Source organism: Nocardia sp. NPDC058658, from assembly GCF_042716665.1.
Classification (GTDB): domain Bacteria; phylum Actinomycetota; class Actinomycetes; order Mycobacteriales; family Mycobacteriaceae; genus Nocardia.
Map to the genome: position 1 here is coordinate 274,832 of NZ_JBHXRR010000002.1, position 23,527 is coordinate 298,358.

20 protein-coding genes are annotated in these 23,527 nt (G+C 68.5%); 13 read left to right on the forward strand and 7 right to left on the reverse strand.

All coding sequences use genetic code 11. From position 1 onward, the window contains the following. The first annotated feature begins 192 nt into the window (after nt 1-192). The 4 genes from ACFWUP_RS06570 to ACFWUP_RS06585 all read left to right on the forward strand — a co-directional run bounded on the left by ACFWUP_RS06570 (nt 193) and on the right by ACFWUP_RS06585 (nt 3,429). Nucleotides 193-408: a YbdD/YjiX family protein gene (locus tag ACFWUP_RS06570; protein ID WP_379231748.1), complete on the forward strand. Its 216-nt coding sequence runs from the start codon at nt 193-195 to the stop codon at nt 406-408. Between the two features lie 57 nt (nt 409-465). Further along, on the forward strand, nt 466-2,124 hold the full coding sequence (locus ACFWUP_RS06575; RefSeq protein WP_379231440.1) for a DNA-3-methyladenine glycosylase 2 family protein: 1,659 nt from the start codon (nt 466-468) through the stop codon (nt 2,122-2,124). Further along, nucleotides 2,117-2,629: a methylated-DNA--[protein]-cysteine S-methyltransferase gene (locus ACFWUP_RS06580; RefSeq protein ID WP_379231442.1), complete on the forward strand. Its 513-nt coding sequence runs from the start codon at nt 2,117-2,119 to the stop codon at nt 2,627-2,629. The genes ACFWUP_RS06575 and ACFWUP_RS06580 overlap by 8 nt, the downstream gene beginning before the upstream one ends. A gap of 131 nt (nt 2,630-2,760) precedes the next feature. Continuing rightward, on the forward strand, nt 2,761-3,429 hold the full coding sequence (locus tag ACFWUP_RS06585; protein ID WP_379231444.1) for a YitT family protein: 669 nt from the start codon (nt 2,761-2,763) through the stop codon (nt 3,427-3,429). Between the two features lie 76 nt (nt 3,430-3,505). On the opposite strand, the gene ACFWUP_RS06590 is transcribed toward ACFWUP_RS06585, so the two are convergent. Next, a complete protein-coding gene (locus ACFWUP_RS06590; protein WP_379231446.1) occupies nt 3,506-7,393 on the reverse strand; it encodes an AAA family ATPase in 3,888 nt (1,295 codons plus the stop codon). Further along, the gene (locus ACFWUP_RS06595; RefSeq protein WP_379231448.1) at nt 7,390-8,577 is read right to left on the reverse strand and encodes an exonuclease SbcCD subunit D; all 1,188 of its coding nucleotides are present in this window, start codon (nt 8,575-8,577) and stop codon (nt 7,390-7,392) included. Before ACFWUP_RS06595 ends, ACFWUP_RS06590 begins: the two co-directional genes overlap by 4 nt. Nucleotides 8,578-8,723: 146 nt before the next feature. Here ACFWUP_RS06595 and ACFWUP_RS06600 point away from each other — a divergent pair, with 146 nt between their 5' ends. Both ACFWUP_RS06600 and ACFWUP_RS06605 read left to right on the forward strand, forming a co-directional pair. Beyond that, nucleotides 8,724-9,872 carry a DNA recombination protein RmuC gene (locus ACFWUP_RS06600; protein ID WP_379231450.1) on the forward strand — a complete coding sequence of 383 codons (1,149 nt, stop codon included), beginning with the start codon at nt 8,724-8,726 and terminating at the stop codon, nt 9,870-9,872. A gap of 51 nt (nt 9,873-9,923) precedes the next feature. Further along, nucleotides 9,924-10,784, forward strand: a complete 861-nt coding sequence (locus tag ACFWUP_RS06605; protein WP_379231451.1) for a DUF6542 domain-containing protein — start codon at nt 9,924-9,926, stop codon at nt 10,782-10,784. Between the two features lie 269 nt (nt 10,785-11,053). Here the strand turns inward: ACFWUP_RS06605 and ACFWUP_RS06610 are convergent, their stop codons facing one another. After that, the gene (locus ACFWUP_RS06610; protein ID WP_379231453.1) at nt 11,054-12,073 is read right to left on the reverse strand and encodes a 4-hydroxy-3-methylbut-2-enyl diphosphate reductase; all 1,020 of its coding nucleotides are present in this window, start codon (nt 12,071-12,073) and stop codon (nt 11,054-11,056) included. A 114-nt stretch (nt 12,074-12,187) separates the two neighbouring features. On the opposite strand from ACFWUP_RS06610, the gene ACFWUP_RS06615 reads away from it, so the two are divergent. The 4 genes from ACFWUP_RS06615 to ACFWUP_RS06630 all read left to right on the forward strand — a co-directional run bounded on the left by ACFWUP_RS06615 (nt 12,188) and on the right by ACFWUP_RS06630 (nt 15,925). Then, nucleotides 12,188-12,775, forward strand: a complete 588-nt coding sequence (locus tag ACFWUP_RS06615) for a lipid droplet-associated protein (protein WP_379231455.1) — start codon at nt 12,188-12,190, stop codon at nt 12,773-12,775. A gap of 83 nt (nt 12,776-12,858) precedes the next feature. Further along, the gene (gene xseA, locus ACFWUP_RS06620) at nt 12,859-14,133 is read left to right on the forward strand and encodes an exodeoxyribonuclease VII large subunit (RefSeq protein WP_379231457.1); all 1,275 of its coding nucleotides are present in this window, start codon (nt 12,859-12,861) and stop codon (nt 14,131-14,133) included. Next, on the forward strand, nt 14,130-14,384 hold the full coding sequence (locus ACFWUP_RS06625; protein WP_379231459.1) for an exodeoxyribonuclease VII small subunit: 255 nt from the start codon (nt 14,130-14,132) through the stop codon (nt 14,382-14,384). Before xseA ends, ACFWUP_RS06625 begins: the two co-directional genes overlap by 4 nt. 122 nt (nt 14,385-14,506) lie before the next feature. Further along, nucleotides 14,507-15,925: an FAD-binding oxidoreductase gene (locus tag ACFWUP_RS06630; protein WP_379231461.1), complete on the forward strand. Its 1,419-nt coding sequence runs from the start codon at nt 14,507-14,509 to the stop codon at nt 15,923-15,925. A gap of 38 nt (nt 15,926-15,963) precedes the next feature. Here the strand turns inward: ACFWUP_RS06630 and ACFWUP_RS06635 are convergent, their stop codons facing one another. Then, nucleotides 15,964-16,530 (reverse strand): DUF4245 domain-containing protein, encoded by a 567-nt coding sequence (locus ACFWUP_RS06635; RefSeq protein ID WP_379231463.1) that lies wholly within the window; start codon nt 16,528-16,530, stop codon nt 15,964-15,966. Between the two features lie 127 nt (nt 16,531-16,657). On the opposite strand from ACFWUP_RS06635, the gene glpX reads away from it, so the two are divergent. The 3 genes from glpX (at nt 16,658) to ACFWUP_RS06650 (ending at nt 20,052) form a co-directional block, all read left to right on the forward strand. Then, on the forward strand, nt 16,658-17,701 hold the full coding sequence (gene glpX / locus ACFWUP_RS06640; protein WP_379231465.1) for a class II fructose-bisphosphatase: 1,044 nt from the start codon (nt 16,658-16,660) through the stop codon (nt 17,699-17,701). Between the two features lie 30 nt (nt 17,702-17,731). Next, nucleotides 17,732-18,574 carry a patatin-like phospholipase family protein gene (locus ACFWUP_RS06645; RefSeq protein ID WP_379231467.1) on the forward strand — a complete coding sequence of 281 codons (843 nt, stop codon included), beginning with the start codon at nt 17,732-17,734 and terminating at the stop codon, nt 18,572-18,574. A 77-nt stretch (nt 18,575-18,651) separates the two neighbouring features. Next, on the forward strand, nt 18,652-20,052 hold the full coding sequence (locus tag ACFWUP_RS06650) for a class II fumarate hydratase (RefSeq protein ID WP_379231469.1): 1,401 nt from the start codon (nt 18,652-18,654) through the stop codon (nt 20,050-20,052). Between the two features lie 74 nt (nt 20,053-20,126). Here the strand turns inward: ACFWUP_RS06650 and ACFWUP_RS06655 are convergent, their stop codons facing one another. From ACFWUP_RS06655 to ACFWUP_RS06665, 3 genes are all read right to left on the reverse strand, one after another. Beyond that, nucleotides 20,127-20,981, reverse strand: a complete 855-nt coding sequence (locus tag ACFWUP_RS06655) for an acyl-ACP desaturase (protein ID WP_379231471.1) — start codon at nt 20,979-20,981, stop codon at nt 20,127-20,129. Nucleotides 20,982-21,072: 91 nt separating this feature from the next. Continuing rightward, nucleotides 21,073-21,696, reverse strand: coding sequence for an esterase (locus ACFWUP_RS06660; protein WP_379231473.1), 624 nt, complete (start codon nt 21,694-21,696; stop codon nt 21,073-21,075). Nucleotides 21,697-21,876: 180 nt separating this feature from the next. Further along, entirely contained in the window at nt 21,877-23,256 is a 1,380-nt protein-coding gene (locus ACFWUP_RS06665; protein WP_379231475.1) for a PhoH family protein, read from the reverse strand. Nucleotides 23,257-23,527: the final 271 nt, after the last annotated feature.

Consider the following 23,527-nt stretch of genomic DNA (forward strand, 5'->3'; position numbering starts at 1 on the left):
ATGTTATCCGCGGTGGCCGGTGCGGGGGGCGGGTCGGGGGCCTGTGTGCGTTTATCCCCGGTGTGACCGCCCCCCGTGGCCGCGCCCGCCGCGCCCCCCCCCCCCCCCCCCCCCACCACTGCGGTGATAACCGACCCCACCGGGCCGGTCGATACGACAGATTCGATGACCACCGCGAGCTCGGCCGCCTCCATGGCGCCTCGCCTGCGGGTGGTTCTCGGTCGAGCGTGGGCGGTAGCGCGCGGAGTCGCCCACTGGTACAGCGCGATCAACGGCGGCCAGGACTATCAACGCTACGTCGACCATCTGCGCCGCAACCACCCGGACGCCCCGGTGCCGACTGTGCGCGACTACTGGCGTGAGCGTTACGCCGAGGCCGAACGCAATCCCACCAACCGCTGCTGCTGACACCCCGTCGGATAGGTGGCCGATTTCCGCTAGCACCCCGTCCGGGCGGGTGCCATTGTGGAACTCGTGACCATCACTGCTTTGGACTTCGAGGGCTGCTACCGGGCGGTCTCCACCCGTGACTCCCGCTTCGACGGGCAGTTCTTCACCGCGGTCCGCACCACCGGCATCTACTGCAGGCCCTCGTGCCCGGCGATCACGCCCAAGCGCGCCAATGTGTCGTTCCTGCCCACCGCGGCGGCGGCCCAGCAGGCCGGTTATCGCGCCTGCCGACGGTGTCTGCCCGATGCCGCGCCCGGTTCGCCGCTGTGGAATGTGCGGGCCGATCTGGCCGCGCGGGCCATGCGGTTGATCGGCGACGGGGTGATCGAGCGGGGTGGGGTGCCGGGGCTGGCCGCCACCCTCGGCTATTCGCAGCGTCAGCTCACCAGGGTGCTCACCACCGAACTCGGGGCCGGGCCCCTTGCCCTGGCCAGGGCGCATCGTGCGCACACCGCGCGGCTGCTCATCCAGACCACCGAGATGCCGATGTCGGATATCGCGTTCGCGGCGGGGTTCGCGAGTATTCGGCAGTTCAACGACACCGTGCGCGAGGTGTTCGCGGTGAGTCCGTCGACGATGCGCACCGAGTTGCGCCGATCGCCGCGCGCCGATGTGGTCGCGCCGGGCACGCCCGGGTTGCTGACCCTGCGGCTGCCGTATCGCGAGCCACTCGATACCGGCTGGCTGAGCTGGTTCCTCTCGGCGCACGCGGTGGCGGGGACGGAACTGTGGGAGGACGGCGTCTACACGCGCAGCCTGCGTACTCCGCACGGGCACGCGACTGTGCGGCTGTCGTTCCAGCCGGGGCATGTGCGGGCGGAGTTGGCTTTGCGGGATATGCGCGACCTGGCGCCGACCGTGGCACGGGTGCGGCATCTGCTCGATCTGGACGCCGATCCGATGGGGATCGATGCGGCCCTCGGCATCGGCCGGGCGGGCGGCGCCGGATATCACGGCGGCGTTGACACAGCGAGTGACGGCGTCCCCGGTGGCCGCCGGACGCCCGGCATCGCGGGCTCGCGTGGGGCCGCGGAAAAATCGGACGCCACGGGGGTTGCGAATGCCGTCGCGCGATTCACGCCGGGGATTCGAGTGCCGGGTTGCCTCGAGGGCTCGGAGTTGTTGCTGTGCACGATGATCGGGCAACAGATCTCCGTGCGGGCGGCGGGAACGCACATCGCGCGGCTGGTCGATGCGCTCGGCGAGCCGATCGACGGGCCGGTACCGCGACTGTTTCCGACTGCTGAGGCGATCGCCGAACACGGTGCCGAGGTGTTGACCGGACCCGCGCGCCGGGTGAGCGCCATCGTGTCCGCCGCGCGCGCTATCGCCGACGGCGAGCTGGTGCTGCACTCCGGCCGCACCACGGCCGACCTGCGGCGCGACCTACTCGCGCTGGACGGTGTCGGGCCGTGGACGGCTGACTACGTCATCATGCGATCGCTGGCCGATCCCGACATCCTGCTCGACACCGACCTGGTGGTTCGCCAGGGTGCGGCGCTGGCGGACATCGATCTCGGCACGACCGCCCGCTGGGCACCCTGGCGTTCCTACCTGTCCATGCACCTGTGGAAGACCGCGCTCGAACATCGTGGCGCGCTCGAACATCGTGGCGCGCTCGAACATCGTGGCGCGCTCGAACCTTCTAGCCAGAAAGCGAAAACTCATGTCTGACAGCACTCTTCGTCTCGCCGATGTCGCCACCGTCGACACCCCGATCGGCCCGTTCACCACCATCGTCGACACCGACGGCGCCGTGCTCGCTTCCGGCTGGACCGGTGACGCGTCCACGCTGACCGGCCTGATCCATGCCACTTTGCGCCCGACCGAACTGCGGCAACGGGATTCGCTCGGCGCGGTCACCACAGCCGTCGTCGACTATCACGCGGGCGATCTGACCGCGATCGATGCGATTCCCGTGCGGCAGCAGTCGGGTGAATTCCTGGTCCACGCGTGGGAAGTGCTGCGCAAGGTGCCTGCCGGCGAGCCGGTGACCTACACCGAGTTCGCCGGACTGTCCGGGCGTCCGGCGGCCACGCGAGCGGCGGCCAACGCCTGCGCACGCAACTCCGCCGCGCTGTTCGTGCCGTGCCATCGTGTGCTGCGGATCGGCGGGGCGCTCGGCGGGTTCCGCTGGGGACTCGAGGCCAAGGCCTGGTTGCTCACGCACGAGGGGTGACCGCGCTGCGGACCGCAGCGTTCAGGTTCGACGGTCGAGGAGTGCGACTCGCAGCGCCTGAGCCTGCAATCAGGCCAGTGATAACTGATTGGCTCTTTTTTTCAGGTCCAGTAGGCCGGACTCTGTTACCTATGCTCACTCGTCGCCTGGTCGCGCTGTATGTCGGTTTGTGGTTGTACGGCACCTCCATGGCGGTGATGATCCGTGCGGGCCTCGGGCTCGATCCGTGGGATGTGTTCCACCAGGGGGTTGCCGCGCATGTGCCGTTGAGTTTCGGCGTGGTGACCGCGCTGACCGGGATCGCCGTGCTGCTCGCGTGGATTCCGCTAAGGCAGCGGCCGGGGCTCGGAACCATCAGCAATGTGGTGGTGATCGCGATCGCGGTCGATGTGGGGTTGTGGTTGATCCCCGCGGTGGACGGCCTGTGGCTGCGCGTGCTGGCGATGGGCGGGGCCGTGGTGGTGAATGCCGCGGCGACGGTGCTCTACATCGGTGCGGGCATGGGTCCGGGGCCGCGTGATGGACTGATGACTGGACTGGTCGCGCGGACCGGCTGGCCGATCTGGTCGGTTCGTACCGGTATCGAGGTCACGGTGCTGGCCACCGGATGGTTCCTCGGTGGCAGCGTCGGGGTCGGCACGCTGGTCTACGCGTTCGGGATCGGGCCGCTGGTCCAGCTGATGATCCCGCTCGTCGACGGAAAGCTGCCCGGGTTCACGCCCCTCCACGTCGGATCCGGGCAACCGGACGTCGATACTCGGCCGACATCCGGCGAAATCACGCAAACGGCTCAGAAATAGTCAGAAAACTGATTCCAGGAAGCCCGCTTGCGTGATTACGCCGGTCCGCCGCTGACCGATCCCGCGCGCCTTCCGGCTACGCGACCGTGGCCTCGAGGTGGGAGCCGGTGCGGCCGCGCAGGACGTGGAGGCGACTGGGGATGCGTTGGCGCATCTCGTCGACGTGGCTGACGACGCCGACCACCCGCCCACCGGCCCGGAGTTCATCGAGGACTCCCATGACGGCGTCGAGGGTATCGGCGTCGAGGCTGCCGAAGCCTTCGTCGATGAACAGGGTGTCCAGGACCAGGCCGCCGGTTTCGGCGGCGACCACATCGGCGAGGCCGAGGGCCAAAGACAATGAGGCCATGAAGGTTTCGCCGCCGGAGAGGGTTTTCGCGGAGCGGATGGCGCCGGTGTAGTCGTCACGGACGTCGATGCCGAGGCCACCGCGCCTGCCGCGCGGGCCCGCCTTGTCCGAGTGGACGAACTCGTAACGGCCACCAGACATTCGACGCAAACGCAACGACCCCGCGACGGCGACTTCTTCGAGCCGAGCGGCAAGCACATAGGACCGCAACGACATTCGCCTGTTGTTCTCCCCACGCCCCGCGACCACTTCTGCCAGCGCCGCCAACTCGTCGAAATCACGCTGCTTGGGCGCGATCCGCTCGACCTCGCCCCACAGTTGCGTACCCAGTTGTTCGAGCTGGCCGACCCGCTCAGCGGCCGCCGACTGGGCGGCCACCGCCGCGGTGAGCGCGCGCTGAGCTTCGACGAAGCGTTGCTCGAGCGCGTTGAGATCACCCGGGATCTGCTCGGCGACGGCCCGGATCTGCGGTTCGGCGAGCACCGCCTCGGCATGCGCACGAGCCCGGTCAGCGCCGGTGAGTTCGGCTTCGATCGCGGCCTGCTGCTGCGCGGTCCGCGCGACGGCGGTGACGACCTGGGCGTAGGCGGTCAGCAGTGCGATGTCGTCACGAGGCGCTGCAGGCTCGGCCGCAGGGACTTCGTCGGCGGGATCCTCGTCGACAGGTTCCTCGCCAGTGGGATCCTCATCGAAAAGGTCGAACAGACTAGGCATTTCAGGCTCGGCCCGAACTGTGCGCGGACGCCCCTCACGCGCGGCCGTGCCATTGGACGGCTCGACACATGCCGTCGCGGTCGTGGCGTCAGCGGAAGTCGCGGGACCAGTCGCGGCGCTGGTCGTCCCGGCACCCGCGGTCGCGGCGTCGGCGGTCCCAGGGTCAGCGATCCCGATACCCGCGGTCCCGGCGTCAGCGATCCCGACACCGGCGGTCCTGGCGGCAGCGATCCCGACACCGGCGGTCCTGGCGGCAGCGGTCGCGGCATCAGCGGTCCCGGCATCAGCCGTCGCGGCATCAGCCGTCGCGGCATCAGCGGTCCCGGCATCAGCCGTCGCGGCATCAGCGGTCCCGGCATCAGCGGTCACGGCATCAGCCGTCGCGGCGTCGGTGTCCTCACCCCCGTCAGCCGATGGTCCGTCGTGTGCGGAGGTCGTCGTGTCGGGGGCCTCATAGCCTGCGGGGACGAAACCTGCTGTGCGGGAAAGGTTTTCTACGCGGGTGGCGATGGTGTGGACGGCGTCGTGGGCGGCGGATTCGTCGGTGCGGGCGGTGCGGAGGGTGGTGGCGGCGGTGATGAGGGATTCGAGGCGGGTGGTGCGGGCCTCGACGGTGGTGTCGGCGCCCGCGGCGGTGCGCAGGCGGGTGGTGAGTTCGTCGAGGCGGGTGCGGGTAGCGGTGATAGTGGTGGTGACGGTGGCGAGGCGGGCGTCGAGGTCGCGGGACTGGTCGTGGAGGGCGGTTTCCTCGGCGCGAAGGGCCTCGAGGCGGGTGGTCAGGGCGGAGGTCCGCTCGGCGGCTTCGGCGGTGTCGTCGAAGCGGTGGGTGGCGGTGCGGACGGCGTCGGCGAGGGTGACGGGGTCGGCGTCGCCGCCGCGGGCGGTCAGCGCTTCGATCTCGCGTTCGATGACGCTGATGTGGTCGGCGATGCGGTCCCGTGCGGCCTCGGCGGCTTGTTCGGCGGCGTGCGCGGTGTCCTCGGCGTCCTTGGACACCGCGTCATCGGTGGGCTGCGCCGGTTCGGGGTGGTCGGCGGAACCGCAGACCGCGCACGGTGCGCCGTCGGTCAGCGCGCCCGCGAGTTCGGCGGCCATGCCCGTGAGACGGCGGGCACGCAGGTCGAGCACGCGTTCCCTGGCATCGAGGTGGGTGCGGCGCGCGGCATCGAATTCGGCCTGCGCCTTGTCCAAAGCCGGTCGCTGCCGGGCTATTTCGACCGCGGCGGCGGCGGAGTCCTGCCACTTGCTCAGCTCGTTGCGAATCCCGGGCAGCGCGGCGGCCGCATCAGTGGCCTCGCGCAATTGTTCCTGCACGGAGGAGATCGCCGTCGGCAGTTCGAGCCGTCGCTTACCCAGTTCGGCCGAGCGCTGGGTGAGCCGTGCGGATGCACTCTCGTGCGCGGCGAGTTCGTCGGCGAGCCGACGCGCGGTCACCGCGTCGGCCCGCACCTCCCCGAGCACCCCGAGCAGCGAATTCCACTGACTGACAGCCGCATCGAGATCACCTCGAACATCCACAACGCCTGCGCTCGACGCCGAGCGGTGCCCCGACCCGTCACCGCCAGAGTTCGATTCACGGCCGGCACCGGATTCGGCTTCGCTACCCGGCTTACCGAGATGCTGCTCGAGCCTGCCGTGACCGCTCCCGGATACCGCTTCGCTACCCGGCTTACCGAGATGCTGCTCGAGCCTGCCGTGACCGCTCCCGGATACCGCTTCGCCGCCCGGCTTACCAAGGTGCTGGTCGGGCCTGCCGTGACCGGTGCCTGCGCCGTCCGGGCTCCCACCACTCGGGTCGATCGGCTCGTTCGTCACCACGGCCAGCAGGTCGACACCTGTGATGTCGGCGGCCGCCGGTGCCAGCAGTTGATCAGCGAGTTCGGCAGCGGCGCTGCGGGTAGCGCTCTGCGCGCGACGCAGGGCGCGGACCGCGGAGCGGGCTTCGTCGATGGCTTGGACGACAGGTTCGGCGCGACGGGCCTGAGCGAGTTCGCGTTCGAGTTCGGTGCGGCGAGGCGCTGATTCGGTGTACGTAGCCAGTTCGGCGCGGGCCGCCGCCATGCGGGCGTGCAGGTCGGTGATGCGGCGTTGTTCTTCGGCTTCGGTGCGGGCTTCGGCCGATTCCTTCTGGCGCAGTTCGGCATTCGTTGTCGCCTCGGCCAGTTCGGTCCGTGCGGTGGCCAGCAGTTCCTGGGACCAGCTCACCGCGTCGAGGACGCCGACCGATTCCGCGCCGCCGTACCCACCGGCCATGCCGACCTTGGTGATCAGGCGGTCGATGCCCTGTTTGCGGGATTCCAGATCGGCCGCGGCGGCGCGGCGGCGGTCCGAGAGCCACTGTTCGGCGGTGCCGAAACGTTGGGTGTCGAAGAGCTTTTCGAGCAGCTTCTCGCGGTCTTCGTTCTCGGCGCGCAGGAACTTGGCGAAATCGCCCTGTGGGAGCAGCACCACCTGGAAGAACTGGTCGGCGCTCATGCCGAGCAGTCGCAGCACCTCGTCGCCGATATCGGTGATGCGCGAAAGGTTTTCGCCGCTGCCGTCGAGCCAGGCGAGGGTGGCTTGGGGCTGCAGCAGCCGTGTGCCGGTGCCGTTCTTCTTCGGACGCTCGTATTCGGGTGACCGGGTCAGACGCAGGAGGCGACCACCGAGCGTGGCCTCCAGCACGACCTTCGGCGGCGTCTGTGGATCCGCATGATCGGAGTGCAGGCGCTTGCTCTCGCCACGCGCACCGGGCACCTTGCCGTAGAGGGCGAAGGCGATGGCGTCGAGGATGGTCGTCTTGCCCGCGCCCGTGTGCCCGTGCAGCAGGAACAGCCCGTCGGCACCGAGCGCGTCGAAGTCGACGACGGTGGTCTCGGCGAAGGGGCCGAACGCGGTGAGTTCGAGCCGGTGCAGCCTCACGCGGTCAACTCCGACACAGTCTGCTCATGGCCGGATTCGGCTGGTACCGAGTCATTTTCGCGCACCGCGGCGGCCAGCGCCCGCTCCACCCATGCCACCTCCCCCTTGCTCGGTGTGCCACGCACGTCGGTCAGGAAGCTCGCCGCGACCTCCGCATCGCGTCGCCCGTGCACCCGCTCGCGGTAGTGCAGCTCCGGATTGCCCTCCGGCCGTGCCCATTCCACATGTACCGCATGCGGGAACCGCCCGCGCAGCTTACGCATCGGGTCCACCGGCCGGGTGGTGTCGGTGAGTGTGGCCGAGACGTAATGCTGTTCGGCCGCATCGAATTCGGAGTCGGCGAGCAAGGATTCGAGGGTCCCGGTGAGCCTGCTGAGCCCGCGCACCAGCGGCAGATCGTGGCGCTGCACCGCCGACAGCCCGGACGCATCGAGATCGATGATCCACACCGCCTTGCGATGCGAACTCTCGCCGAACGAGTACGGCAGCGGAGATCCGCTGTAGCGCACCGAATCCGACAGCGTCTGCGGCGAATGCAGGTGCCCGAGCGCCACATAGTCGATGCCGCCGAAGGCCGACATCGGCACCGTTTCGACACCGCCCACCGAGATGGACCGTTCCGAACCCGTCGCCTCGCCGCCGATCACGAACGCGTGCGCCAGCACCACCGTGCGCGCGCCGGACCTGCCCGCCATATCGGCGCGAATCCGCTCCATCGCCGCATCGAGGATTTCGGCATGCGAATGCGCTTGCGGCACACCGAGTTCGACGCGGGTGATCTCCGGTTCCAGATACGGGATGCCGTAGAAGGCCACGTCACCGTCGGTATCGGCCAGCACGATCGGCCGACCTGCATCGGCGACCCTCGTGCACAGGTGCAAGCCACCGGCCGCGGCGAAACTGGCCCCGGCACCGAGCCGGGCGGGCGAATCGTGATTGCCCGAGGTGGCGATGATCGTCGCGCCCGCGGCCCGGATCGCCTCGAAGCCGCGATTGCAGACTCCGATGGCATCGGCGTTGGGGATGGAGCGGTCGTAGATGTCGCCGGGCACCACCACCACGTCGACGGATTCGCGCGCGACCAGCTCCGCGATCGCCGTGAGCACGCGCGCCTGATCGGCCAGCAGGTCGACACCGTGGAAGGTGCGCCCGATGTGCCAGTCGGAGGTGTGCAGGATCCGCATGTCGCGAACCGTAGGGCAGACCACCGACAGAATTCAATCGACGCACCACACGCGTGTAATTCACCGGCGTGGCGCGCCCGCCGCGGAAAGGCCCGGTTTGCCGGGGAATTGCGAACTTGTCGGTGGCCTCGGGCAGTATCGCCGTCATGACCGCTTCGATGCTCGTCGCGCTCGTCTTCGTCTTCGCCGCAGGCTTCGGTCTGGGCTGGTTGGGGCACTCGGCCCGTGGTGGGCAACGTGCCGCGACCGCCGAGGCCCGGTTAGCCGCGGCCGAGGACAATCAACAGTTGCTGCAGCGGTCGCTGCACGCGGCCAATGAGGATGCGGCGCGCAGGCATTCGGCCGCGATCGGTGCGATGGTCGATCCGCTGCGCGATGCGGTCGGAGCCCTCGAGCAGCAGATCAGGCAGGTCGAGCACCACCGCATCGACGCCTACTCGGGGCTGCGCGAGCAGGTGGCGGGCATGCAACGCACCTCGCATCGGCTCTCGGATCAGACCGGTCAGCTGGTCGCCGCGCTGCGGGCGCCGCAGGTGCGCGGACGGTGGGGCGAGATCCAGTTGGAACGCGTGGTGGAACTCGCGGGCATGACCCGGCACTGCGATTTCGACACTCAGGTGTCGCGGCCCGGTGGCGACGATCGCGGCGTGGTCCGCCCCGACATGGTGGTGCGGCTGGCCGGTGGCAGGCACATCGTCGTCGACGCGAAGGTGCCGTTCTCGGCGTATCTGGACGCGGCGACCACCGACGACCCCAGCGCGCGCACCCAATTGCTGGCCCGCCACGCCAAACACCTGCGCGCCCACGTCGACCAACTGGCCGACAAGGCGTACTGGGCGGCCTTCGACCCGGCCCCGGAGTTCGTGGTGCTGTTCGTGCCCGGCGACCCGTTCCTCGATGCCGCGCTCACCACCGACGCCGACCTCTTGGAGTACGCGTTCGGCCGGAACGTGATTCTGGCAACCCCCACTACCTTGATCGCGCTGCTTCGCACCGTGGCGTTCAGTTGGCGACAGGAAGCGCTGTCCCGCGACATGGCAACGGTGCAGCAACTGGGCAAGGAGCTCTACACCCGGCTGGGCAAGGTCGCCGAACATCTGGACAATCTGGGCGTGAATCTCGGTAAGGCCGTAGCTGCTTTCAACGCGACGGTGGGTTCGGTGGAGTCGCGGGTGATGGTCACCGCGCGCCGGATGCACGATCTCGGGATCGCCGATTCCGAGCTCCCGGCAATCCGGCTGACCGAGGCCCGGCCGCGTGTGGTGGCATTGGCGGACGCTGAGGATCGCCTCTGAGATCCTCGTGCCGTGGCGCCCACGGGGGCGATGTGCAGTTAGTGTCATAGTGTGGCTGCTTCCCAACGTGCGCGACCCCGGGTGCCCGCGCCGCAACGTTCGATCGTGCCCTCGGTACCCGGCATCCCCGCCTGGGCCGCGATTCTGCTCGCCGTGGGTGCGACGAGCGTCGGGTTCCTTATCGATGCGTTCGGCGGTGAGTCCCTGCCGACCGGCACGTTCTCGGCGCTGTATGTGCTCGGCTGTGTGCTCGCCGTCTGCGCGGTGCGCTTTCGCGGCCTGTTCTCGACCATGGTGATGCCGCCGCTGCTGTTGTTCGTCGCGGTGCCGGTGGCCTGCCAGATGCTGGGCGGTCGCGCCGCCTTCTCGATCAAAGAAGTGCTGATCAATCTGATCATCCCGCTGGTGGAGCGCTTCCCGACGATGGCGCTGGCGACCGTGCTGGTCCTGGCGATCGGTGGAGCCAGGATCGCGATCGCCAAGCGCACGCCCCAGACGGCCCGTCCGGGTGCATCGGAGCGTCGCGCCAAACCCAAGACCGAACGTCAGCCGACCAAGCGCCGTCGCCCCGAACCGACCCCCGACCTCGCCACCGCCGCCCGCAAGCGCCCGCGCCGCGGCACCGCGGTCCTCGACGAGCCCGACACCGAGGTCGACATGGCGAGCCCGGCTCGCCGCCCCGCCCGGCCCGCCGACCCGAAACGGGCTCCGGCCGCAGGCAGGCCTCGCGAACCCCGCGCCGCACGCGGTGAACCCCGCCCGGCCCGCGCCGCCGCAGCCCCCCGCGAACCCGAACCGGCCCGCGTCCCCCGCCGCCGCGGCGAAGCACCCCCACACCCCCAGCCGAACGTCCGCTACCGCGACCGCGCCGACTCCTCCCGCACAGAACGCCGCCGCCCGGACAACGTGTAAAAAATCCCCGCCACTGAACGGCGGGGATTTTTACGAACGGATCCGGCAAGAACATGGGTAACTCGCCAGGTACGGGCTTGGTCGGCCCGACGCCGAAGCTTGCCGCGTCGCCAACTCTCCAGGCACCTGAATCTGGCTGAAGTTCGCGGAGAGGCGGATGAGCAGCTCACCGGGTACGGGCCAACCCATCCACAATCGCCGTCTGGCCGCCGACGCAAGCCTCCCCGCGCCCAAGCCTGGCTTGAAGCCGCGGAGAGGCGGAACAGAGCTCAGCTCTGGGAGGTTGCATCCCGGCGCGCCGGCCGTAGTTCGCGCGGCAGCGAGAACACCAAAGTCTCGTTGGCCGTCGTCACCGGCTGTACCTCGCCGAACCCGTGCTCGGCGAGCAGATCCAGCACCCCGGTCACCAGGATCTCCGGAACCGAAGCGCCGGAAGTGATGCCGATCGTCTGCACACCCTCGAGCCAGGAGAGATCAACCTCACGGGCGTAGTCGACCAGATAAGACGCCTTCGCACCGGCACCCAGCGCCACCTCGACCAGCCGCACCGAGTTCGACGAGTTACGCGAACCCACCACGATCACCAGATCGCACTCCGGCGCCATCGCCTTCACCGCGGTCTGACGGTTGGAGGTGGCGTAGCAGATGTCGTCGCTGGGCGGATCCTGCAGCGTCGGGAAGCGTTCGCGCAAGCGCTCGACGGTCTGCATGGTCTCGTCGACCGAGAGCGTGGTCTGCGACAGCCAGATCACCTTCGACGGATCGCGAACGACCACGTTGTCCACCGAGTCGGGCCCGTCGACCAGCTGCACGTGTTCCGGTGCCTCGCCGGCGGTGCCTTCGACTTCCTCGTGGCCCTCGTGGCCGATCAGCAGGATGTCGTAGTCGTCGCGGGCGAAACGCTTGGCTTCCTGGTGCACCTTGGTGACCAGCGGGCAGGTGGCGTCGATGGTGCGCAGGTTCCGTTCGGCGGCCGTCTCGTGCACGATCGGGGCGACACCGTGCGCGGAGAACACGACCAGCGCGCCCTCGGGCACCTCGTCGGTCTCGTCGACGAAGATCACGCCCCGCTCACGTAGCGTTTCCACCACGTGGCGGTTGTGCACGATCTCCTTGCGCACATAGATCGGGGCGCCGTGTTTCTCGAGAGCCTTCTCCACGGTTTCGACAGCACGGTCGACGCCTGCGCAGTAGCCGCGCGGCTCGGCCAGCAGTACGCGCTTGCCACCGGCAGCATTCGCGCCCGCGGAGCGCGTGATACCGACGTTCAAGGGGATTGCCGAGGTCATATCCCACAGCTTACGTGCGCGCGACGGGCCCGATCAGGTCGGATCAAGGGGCGAAAGTCACACAACAGGGGCCTGGACCTTTGCATCACACCCGGTTTGGGGCAGGCTGGGGGCATGTTTCGACCTCCGTTCCTGGCCAGGGTGGCCGCCGGCGCCGCCGTCTATGCCTTAGAAGAGACCCGGCGACTGCCCGTCGCCGCGGTCAATTTCCCGATCACCGCGCTCAGTCGCGTGCTGCAGACCACGATGCACGTGCAGCAGTTCGTCACCAGTCTCGCGCTCAAGGGTGACGGTGTGTTCGAACGGCTGGGTTCGGCCCCGGCCGAGCAGCCCGAGTGGGCCACCTTCGACGAGGACATCGAGCCCGCGCCTGCCACCAACGGCCACGCCAGCCGCTTCGACCTGTTCGAAGAGCCCGCGCAGACCAACGGCAAGGTCGTGCCCGCGTCGCTGCTGCTGCTCGAGACCGAGGAAGAGGTCATCGAGCCCGCCGCGGAGCCCGCCGTCGAGGAGGTCGTCGCCCCCGAGGTCGCGATCCGCTACGACTACCCCGCGATGACGCTGGCCCAGCTGCGCGCCCGCCTGCGCATGCTGACTATCGAGGAGCTGGGTCAGCTCCTGGAGTTCGAACAGCAGACGCGCGCCCGCGCCCCCTTCGTCACGATGCTGACCAACCGCATCGCCACCGTCCAGGCGAAGTAACAGACCTCATCCCAGGCGGCCGTGTCCTTCGAGGACGCGGCCGCCTTTTGGTTGTGTCGGTGGCCCCGCGTAGAACTGTCGGTATGACTCAGGACGACGTCGCGGCCGCCAATTCGGCGGAGCAGCCGTACCCGGTGCGTTCGGTCGCGGTGAAGGTCGCCCAGTGGATCGAACGGCTCGGCAGTATCTGGGTGGAGGGGCAGGTCACCCAGATCAACGCGCGTCCCGGCACCCGCACCGCGTTTCTGGTGCTGCGCGACGCCTCGGTGGACATGTCGCTGTCGTTGACCTGCGATCCCGAGCTGTTGCGCAAGCTGCCGGTGCCGTTGACCGAGGGCAGCCGGGTGGTCGTCTACGGCAAGCTGCACTTCTTCACCGGCCGCGGCACGGTGTCGTTGCGGGTCACCGAGATTCGCGCGGTCGGCATCGGGGAGTTGCTGGCGCGGATCGAACGCTTGAAAGCCCTGTTGACGGCCGAGGGGTTGTTCGATGCCCGACTCAAGCGTCCGTTGCCGTTTCTGCCCGGCACGATCGGGCTGATCACCGGGCGAGCGAGCGCGGCCGAACGTGACGTCTTGTCGGTAGCCCAGAAACGTTGGCCCGCAGTACGTTTCGTCATCCGCAACACGGCAGTTCAAGGCCCGACCGCGGTGCCGCAGATGCTCGAAGCCCTGGCCGAGCTGGATCGCGACGCCGATGTCGAGGTGATCGTGCTGGCGCGTGGCGGTGGCAGCGTCGAGGATCTGCTGGCCTTCTCCGACGAAGCCCTGTGTCGCGCGGTCGCCGCCGCCCGCACCCCGGTGGTCAGCGCCATCGGCCACGAACCCGACAACCCGTTACTCGACCTGGTCGCCGACCTGCGCGCGGCCACCCCCACCGACGCCGCCAAACGCATCGTCCCCGACGCCGCCGCCGAACTGGCCGGTGTCCGCGAGATGCGCGCCAGGTCCGCCGCCGCCCTGCGCGGCTGGGTCCAGCGCGAAGCGCACACCCTCACCCAATTACGTTCGCGCCCGGTCCTTTCCGACCCCCTGCGCGAGCTGACCCACCGCCACGACGAGCTCGAACGACTACGCACCGCAGCACAGCGCAATATCGAACAGCACCTGCGCAGCGAGTCGACGACCACCCTGCATCTGCGCGAGAAGCTCACCGCGGTGGGTCCGGCCGCCACGCTGGCCCGTGGCTACGCTGTCGTGCAGCGCGTCGCCGGTCCCGAACGACACGTCGTGCGTTCGATCGAGGACTCCCCCGCAGGCAGCCAGCTACGCATCAGGGTCGCCGACGGTGCCGTCACCGCCGCCGCACTCGGCGCCCAACGACTGACCCCCGAATCCACCGACGAGAAGAGGAAGTGACCGTGGCCGACGCCGGTTCCGAGAACACCGACACCCTGGCCGAGATCGCGGCCTTCGGCTACGAACGCGCCCGCGACGAACTCATCAACGTGGTGAAGATGCTCGAACAGGGCGGCCTCGACCTCGACGACTCGCTGGTCCTGTGGGAACGCGGCGAAGCACTGGCCAACCGCTGCGAACAACACCTCGCCGGCGCCCGCCGCCGCGTGGAGGACGCGCTCTCCCGCGCCGATCTCGACACCGCCGAATAGGCCGCGCGACTGGTTTACCGCGAGGAAATACTGGTCGGGCACGCTGTTGCTCGGCGGGTCCGATGATGGATCGCCATCCGTGCGGCGCACGGAAGAGTTCGAACCATAACGGAGTGCGGCCGATGTCACCTACCGATTCGCTGACGAGCCTGCGCGCCGATCTAGGTCCCATCACCTACTCCACCGAGACCCGAAAGCTGCGCACCAAGAGCCGCGACCGGTTCGCCGAGAGCCCGGTGCTGCGCGATCTGCTGCGCGGGCGCAATGCCGAGATCTACATCGCCCCGCGCGACAAGGACGAGTTGCGCACCGCGGTGGCGGCGTGCGCGCGCCACCGCATCCCGATCACCGTGCGTGGCGCGGGGTCGGGGCAGTTCGGTCAGGGTGTGCCGCTGCGCGGTGGCGCGGTCGTCGACGTCACCGCGCTCAGCGGCGTCCTCGGCTGGCACGGTGAGCCCGGCAGACGCCTGCCGACCACGGTGCGCGCGCTCACCGGCACCGTGGTCGCCGATATCGATGCCGCGATCCGCCCGTCCGGCTGGGAGCTGCGCATGCACCCGTCGACGGCGCGTCAAGCCACCGTCGGCGGGTACATCGCGGGCGGGCACGCGGGCATCGGTAGTTGCCGCTGGGGCATCCTGCGCGACACCGGCAACATCACCGCACTGGAGGTGATGACGGTCGAAGAGCACCCGCGCCTGATCGAGTTACGTGGGCGCGATGTGAACACCGTGCACCACGCGTACGGCGCGAACGGCATCATCACCGAGGTCGAACTGCCGCTGGCCCCGGCCTGGGAATGGCACGAGCTGGTCATCTCGTTCCCGGATTTCGAGCAGGCGGCGCGCTTCTCGGTCGATATCGGCAGCAGCGACGGCATAGTGACGAAAGTCGTGTCACCGCACGCACATCCACTCCCCCAGTACTTTCCCGAGCTGGCCGCGCTGATTCCCGACGGCGAGTCGATGGTGCTGCTGATGGCGGCGGTCCAGTCCGTGCCGAATGTGGAGGACCTGGTGCACGCCAACGGCGGCCGGATCCGCTACCGCTGTCTCGAGGGCAAGGGCACTTACGGCGCGCCCCTGTACGAGTTCACCTGGGGGCATTCGATGCTGCGCTACCAGCGCCACAACGACAAGCTCACCGGCCTGATGGCGCTGTACCCGCAGCAGAACCTGTACGAGACGATCGTCGGCGTCCACCGTGAATTCGCCGAGCTGGGCCCGTTGCACGTGGAGATGAAGCGGATCGACGGCGGCCTGTCCTGCCAGGGTTCACCGGTGTTCGAATTCGTGAGCAAGGAGCAGCTGGCCGAGGTCACCGAGCGGTTGCAGCGGGCGGGGTTGTTCATCGCGAATTCCCACACCCCGGTCCTGGGTGCGGGCGGGATGAAGCCGTGGGGCCCGAAAGAGATCGCCGCCAAACGCGAATTCGACCCTTACGGACTGCTGGCTCAGGGCAAGTCCGACGACACCGAGGACACCATCAACACCTCGACCGCGCTCCCCAGCAACGGGTGGTCCTACCGGCTCAGCACCTGAGCGCCGACCCGAGGCTGCCCAGCCGGGAGTCGCGGGCCTTACTTGGCCAGCGGCTGTGCGCTGGTGATCGCGGTGGCCAACGTGGTGAACGCAGCCTCGTTGCCCGCACCCGTGATCAGGATCCGCACCCCGCCGAGGTCGGCGATCCACCCGGTTTCCTCGGTCGGCTCGTCGTAGACCACCCACTTCTGGCCCGCCACGTCCGTCGTCCCGGTCGGATACCGCGACTTCAGCACGTGCCGCGACAGCGCCTCTTCGGAGGCGTTGCTCTGCGAGTACCGCATGTAGGTGCCCTGCGGTGTGATGTAGCCGACGGTGCTCACATCGCCCCCACCGGCGGCGGCAATGGTGTCACGACTGCCCGAGTTCGACACCCAACCCTGCGGCAATGCGGGCTGGCGGATCGGGAACGACAGCGTCTTCGCGTCGGACTTCAGGGCGGCGGTGGCGTCGAAATGCGGGATCTGACCCTGGGTGGGGCCGTTCGTTGCCACCGAGCACTGGCTCGCGACACCCGCCAGCACGACCGCGGCCAGCACCAACGGGATCAACGACCAGAACAGATCGCGGTAGTCGTTGAAAATGCGGTGCTTCTTCTGGGACACGGCTATCAGTATCCACTCGAGCCGTGACCAGGCCGCTCAGGGGTCGTCGCAGGAGGTCGTGCACGGGCGTGCCGTTTCGGAATGCGACAATGCACCCGTATCACCAACGCCAAGGAGGCACTCCGCAATGACGCCCACCTCGCCCGTTCCCAGCCGCCGCGAGGCACCCGATCGCAACCTGGCACTCGAGCTGGTCCGCGTCACCGAGGCAGGCGCGATGGCGAGTGGCCGTTGGGTCGGCCGTGGCGACAAGGAAGGTGGCGACGGCGCGGCGGTCGACGCCATGCGTCAGCTCGTCAGCTCGGTCTCGATGAAGGGCATCGTCGTCATCGGCGAAGGCGAGAAGGACGAAGCGCCGATGCTCTACAACGGTGAGCTCGTCGGCGACGGCACCGGCCCCGAGGTCGACTTCGCGGTCGACCCGGTCGACGGCACGACCCTGATGTCGAAGGGCTCCCCCGGCGCCATCTCCGTGCTGGCGGTCGCCGAGCGCGGTGCCATGTTCGACCCGTCCGCGGTGTTCTACATGCACAAGATCGCCGTCGGCCCCGACGCCGCGGGCTCGATCGACATCACCGCCCCGATCGGCGAGAACATCCGCCGCGTGGCCAAGGCCAAGCGTCTTTCGGTCTCCGACCTGACCGTGTGCATCCTGGACCGTCCCCGCCACGAGGACACCATCCAGCAGGCCCGCGACGCCGGCGCCCGCATCCGCCTCATCTCCGACGGTGACGTCGCCGGCGCCATCGCGGCCGCGCGTCCCGAGTCCGGCGTCGACATCCTGGTCGGCATCGGCGGCACTCCCGAGGGCATCATCGCGGCCGCCGCGCTGCGCTGTCTCGGCGGCGAACTGCAGGGCATGCTGGCCCCCAAGGACGACGAGGAGCGGCAGAAGGCCCTCGACGCGGGCCACGACCTGGACCGTGTGCTCTCGACCACCGACCTGGTCTCCGGCGACAACGTGTTCTTCTGCGCGACCGGCGTCACCGACGGTGACCTGCTGCGCGGCGTGCGCTACTACCCCGGCGGCGCCTCGACCCAGTCGATCGTGATGCGGTCCAAGTCGGGCACCGTGCGCATGATCGACGCCTACCACCGCCTCGAGAAGCTGCGCGAGTACTCCTCGGTCGACTTCGACGGCGACGACAGCGCGAACCCGCCGCTACCGTGATCCGGGGCTGGGCGTCCCTATAGTCGAACTATGGGAACGCCCAGCACCGCCCTGGTCCTCGGCAACGGCGGCATCGTCGGTATCGGCTGGCAGATCGGCATGATCGCCGGTCTGGCCGACGCCGGGATCGACCTGCGAACAGCCGATCTGGTGATCGGCACGTCGGCTGGCGCGGTGGTCGGCGCGCAAATCCGCAGCAAGCTGACCACCGACGAGCTGTACGAGAAACAACTGAAGCCGTTGTTCGCCGAGATCCCGAACCGGCTCACGGTTTCGCAATTGGCCACCTGGGGGCTGGTCGGGCGGACCGCGCGCAACGAGACCAGCGCCGCCCGCCGGATCGCGAGGGCCTCGCGCGGCAAGTCCAAGGTGGACCCGGTGCTCCGACTGGCCGCGGTGTCCTCGCGACTACCCGAACGCACCTGGCCGAAGCGGCCGCTGTGGATCACCGCGGTCGACGCCGACACCGGAAAACTGAAGGTCTTCGACAGCGACAGCCACGTGACGCTCGCCGAGGCCGTCAACGCGAGCTGCGCGATCCCGTTCGCCTGGCCCGCCGCATCGGTACACGGCCACACCTACCTCGACGGCGGGGTCCGTTCGCCGTTGAATCTGGACCTGGCGAAGGGCTACGATCGCATCGTCGGGCTCGCATCCAACATTCTCACCCCGCGTCGCAGCGGCCGGATCGCCAGCCAGCTCGCCCATCTCGGCTCGGCGAAGGTCACCGTGATCACCCCGAACGGGACCTGCCGCAAGGCCATCGGCCCCAACGATCTGGACCCGGTGCGCGTCGACGACGCCGCACGCGCCGGTCGCGCGCAGGCCGAGCACTATGCCGACGAGGTGCGCGCGGTCTGGCCCACCGACTGAGTATTCCTGCCACGGATGTGGGATTTCGCGCTGGTGTGTGGCCACCATTCCCGGTGTTCTCGTCCTAGGGTCGAACTATGGCTGACGATGACGGGCAGTACCGGATCGAACACGACACCATGGGGGAGGTTCGCGTCCCCGTCGATGCACTGTGGCGGGCGCAGACGCAGCGGGCCGTCGAGAACTTCCCGATCAGCGGACGAGGACTCGAACGAGCCCAGATCCGCGCGCTCGGTCTGCTGAAAGCCGCTTGCGCGCAGGTCAACAAGGATCTGGGCCTGCTCGACCCGGTGAAGGCCGACGCGATCATCGCGGCGGCGAACGAGATCGCGAACGGCGAGCACGACGACCAGTTCCCCATCGACGTGTTCCAGACCGGTTCCGGCACCAGCTCGAACATGAACGCCAACGAGGTGATCGCCTCGATCGCCGCCCGCAACGGCGTGACCGTGCACCCCAATGACGACGTGAACATGTCGCAGTCGTCCAACGACACCTTCCCCACCGCGACGCACCTGGCCGCCACCGAGGCCGTGATCACCGAACTCGTCCCCGCACTGGAACATCTGCGACTGGCCCTGCTCGACAAGTCGCAGCAGTGGCGCACCGTGGTGAAGTCGGGCCGCACCCACCTGATGGACGCGGTGCCGGTGACGCTCGGCCAGGAGTTCGGCGGCTACACCCGCCAGATCGCGGCGGGCATCGAGCGTGCGATGGCCACGCTGCCGCGCCTTGGTGAGCTGCCGATCGGCGGCACCGCGGTCGGCACGGGCATGAACGCGCCCGCCGGTTTCGGGGCGAAGGTTGTCGCGGAACTGGTGCGCACCACGGGAATCGACGCACTACGCGAAGCCCGCGACCACTTCGAAGCCCAGGCCGCGCGCGACGGGCTCGTCGAAGCTTCGGGTGCGCTGCGCACCATCGCGGTGAGCCTGACCAAGATCGCCAACGACATCCGCTGGATGGGTTCGGGCCCGCTGACGGGGCTGGGCGAATTGCAGCTGCCGGACCTGCAACCGGGAAGTTCGATCATGCCCGGCAAGGTGAATCCCGTTCTGCCCGAGGCGGTTACACAGGTGGCGGTGCAGGTGGTTGGCAATGACGCGGCGATCGCGTTCGGCGGGGCGAGCGGCGCGTTCGAGCTCAATGTCTACATTCCGGTGATGGCACGCAACCTGCTCGAGTCGATTCGCCTGCTGGCCAACGTCTCTCGGCTGTTCGCCGACAAGTGCATCAGCGGTCTGGTCGCCAACGAGGAGCACCTTCGCATGCTCGCCGAATCCTCGCCGTCGATCGTCACCCCGCTCAACTCGGCGATCGGTTACGAGGAGGCAGCCGCCGTCGCCAAACAGGCGCTGCGCGAGAAGAAGACGATCCGTCAGACCGTCATCGATCGCGGGCTCGTCCCCGACAAGCTCTCGCTGGAAGAGCTCGACCGCAAGCTCGACGTGCTGGCCATGGCCGACGTCGACCGCTGAAACGCCGAACGGCCGTCACCTCCCGCACCACGCTCAGCGTGTGCCAGGAGGTGACGGCCGTTCGCTGTGCACGATCAGGCCAGGTGCGCGAGTTCCGCGCGAGCCTTCTCGCCCTCTTCACTGAAATCGGTGCGGGAGAAGATGTTCCAACGCTGCAGCAGCGGCTTGAACACCAGCTCGCCTTCCTTGGACGGGTCGTAGATACCCGCCTCGGCCAGCGCCTCGTCACTGGATCCACCACCGGGCAGATCCACATGCGGCACACGGAAGTCGGCGACACGATCAGCGATCGCACGCACTGCCTGGTCGGGCACCAGGTCGAGAGCGGCGGCGACGAGCACGGCGAAGAACTCCGCCTGCAGTTCGTCGTCAGCAGCCAGCTTCTCCGCCATCGCGGTGACGATCGGGTTCTCGCCGAGCGCGGCGGTGTTGCGGTGCCGGATCGCGGCGGCGGCCTCTTCGAACGCACAGGTGGCCAGCACGTCGATCAGGTGCATGGGGGGACGGTTGAAACCGTCGGTCATGTGCTGCATGCGGGCCCGCTCGAGCGCGATCGGGTCCACCGCGCGCGTGAGCATGAGGTAGTTGCGGATCATGATCTCGTGGCGGTTCTCCTCCGCTGTCCACCGGCCGACCCAGCGCCACCAGGGACCGGTGCGCAGGTGCTTGCCGAGTTCACGGTGGTAGGACGGCAGATTGTCGGCCACCAGCACGCTCACGGTCAGCGCGAGCCGGGCGGTGTCGCTGAGCTCGGACTGTTCCGGGGTCCAGTCCTCGCCACCGAGGAAGGCGAAGTTGCGCCCGTCCGACCACGGCACCTGCTCGTGCGGCTGCCAGGCGTCGGCCGCCTCGATGTGGCGACGGATGTTCAGTTCCACCTCGTCCGCGAGCGAATCCAGCAGCTCGCGGTCGGTCAAAGTTTTCTGCACCCCGACAACCTAGTACTTCCTACGCAAGCGCGGGGACCTACGGGGTGAACCGTGGTCCCCGCGCTGGGCGGAAGGCAACGCTGAGCTGGTATTACTTCGGGGTCACCGTGGTCTGACCGTTGACCCAGGTGATGGTGCCACCGGTGAAGTCGCTCTGCTTGCCGCCGGTGATGTCCTTCTCGTCGCTGGTCGGGTAGCCAAGCGTGCCGTTGGCGCCGCCGTTCTCCTCCCACGCTTCGCGGATGTCGCCCCACACGATATGGGCGCCGGTGTCCTTGCTCCAGTAGACGGTGCCGCCGGTGAAGTCCTGGTACTCGCCGCCGTTGGGGCCGGATTCCTGGGCTTCTTCCGGTGCGCCGAGCGGGCTGCTCGCGCCGCCTGCCGCCATGTACTTCTTGTACACCTCGCCGGAGACGGTGATGTCACCGTTCGGGGTGGAGATGGTGGTCGACTCGCCTGCCGCCCCACTGGTGGCCGCACCGGAGGTGGTTTCCGAGCCGGAGGTGGTTTCCGAGCCGGGAGTGGTGGTCATCCCGCCCGCGCCGGGTTCGGTGGTGGCGCTGCCACCCGGGGCGCCGACGGCGGAGGTCACCGAGGCGACCGCGTCCTTGGCCTTGTCCTTGTTGTCATCGCTGCAGCCCGCGGCGAGCAGCAGACCCGCTGCGGCCAGGACCGCGGCGCTTCCGGCGGCAGTACGTCGAGCGAAGTGGTTCATATCCATCCTCTCGCGAGTGGCTCGCGGGGCTCGCACCCTCGCCAGCCTGGCCGACATCCGCAACGGCCCGGCGGAACGTAGTTCGCCGAGCCGTTGCTGGATTGGTGTCGGAGCGGATAATACCCACTGTTCGCGGTAATCAAACGGATTCGGGCCGCGACGCGGCCCGATTGCCGCCGATTACGCGTTCGGTCCGTACTCCTCGAGCATCTCGGTCACCAGCGCCGCGATCGGCGAGCGTTCGCTGCGCGTAAGGGTGATGTGCGCGAAAAGCGGGTGCCCCTTGAGCTTTTCGATCACCGCCGCCACACCGTCGTGCCTGCCGACCCGCAGATTGTCGCGCTGGGCGACATCGTGGGTGAGCACCACCCGCGAGCCTGTGCCAAGGCGGCTCAACACCGTGAGCAGCACATTGCGCTCGAGGGACTGCGCCTCGTCGACGATCACGAACGAATCGTGCAGCGACCGGCCACGAATGTGGGTCAGCGGCAACACTTCGAGCATGCCGCGACTGAGCACCTCCTCGAGTACTTCCTTGCTGGCCAGCCCCTCCAGCGTGTCGAAGACGGCCTGTGCCCACGGGCCCATCTTCTCGCTCTCCGAACCCGGCAGATAGCCCAGTTCCTGCCCGCCGACGGCGTAGAGCGGCCGGAACACGACCACCTTGCGCTGAGTCCGCCGCTCCAGCACCGCTTCCAGCCCGGCGGTCAACGCCAGCGCCGACTTTCCGGTGCCTGCGCGCCCACCCATCGACACGATCCCGATGCTCTCGTCGAGCAGCAGATCGAGGGCGATGCGCTGTTCAGCCGAACGCCCGTGCAGACCGAAGGCCTCCCGCTCCCGAACCAGCTGGATCCGCTTGTCGGCGGTGACCCGGCCCAGTGCGCTCGAGCTGCTGCCCAGCAACCGAACACCGGTGTGGCAGGGCAACTCTCGCGCTTCGTCGAGGTCGATCACCGCATCGGTGTAGAGCTGGTCGATCTGCGCGCCCGCGACGTCGAGTTCCACCATCCCGCTCCAGCCGGAGGTCACCACGTCCTGCGCGTGGTACTCGTCGGCCGCCAATCCGACCGCGCTCGCCTTGACGCGCAGCGGGATGTCCTTGGACACCAGCACCACGTCCTCGCCCTCGGCCGAGAAGTTCAGCGCGCAGGCCAGGATGCGGGAATCGTTGGTGTCGGAACGGAATCCGGCGGGCAGCACCGACGAATCGGTGTGGTTGAGCTCTACCTGCAGGGTGCCGCCCTCGGTGCCGATGGGCAGCGCCTGGTCGAGCCTGCCGTGCTGAACCCGCAGGTCATCGAGCATGCGCAGTGCCTCGCGGGCGAACCAGCCGAGCTCGTGGTGGTGCCGTTTCGCCTCCAGCTCACTGATCACGACCAGGGGTAGGACCACACTGTGTTCCCCGAACCGGGTCACGGCCCAGGGATCCGACAGGAGTACGGAGGTGTCGACAACAAAAGTCTTGCGACCGGAACGTGAGGGGCGAGCCCCTTTCTTCTGGGCCGAGGCCGGGGCCGTGTGCTTCGCGGAAGCGGAAACGGAGCGTGCAGCAGTCACGGTGGGCTCCTTATGTGTTCGCACGGCACCCGCGCGAACGATCTCGCTGGACCGGTCCGTCCTTGTGGGCAGTTTGGATCAACCGCCCCGAGGGCCAGGTGCCGGCCCTCTCGCACTGAGTAGCTCAGTCACGGTCAGGACCTCCCGTACGAATCACACCGACGCGACTCGCATTTACGACGCTACCGCCGAATTCGCGGTCGCGCTGCTGGACCGGCGCACGTGTCCGTGAATTTGTCGTTAACCACCACTGTCGTGGCGGATCCGGCGT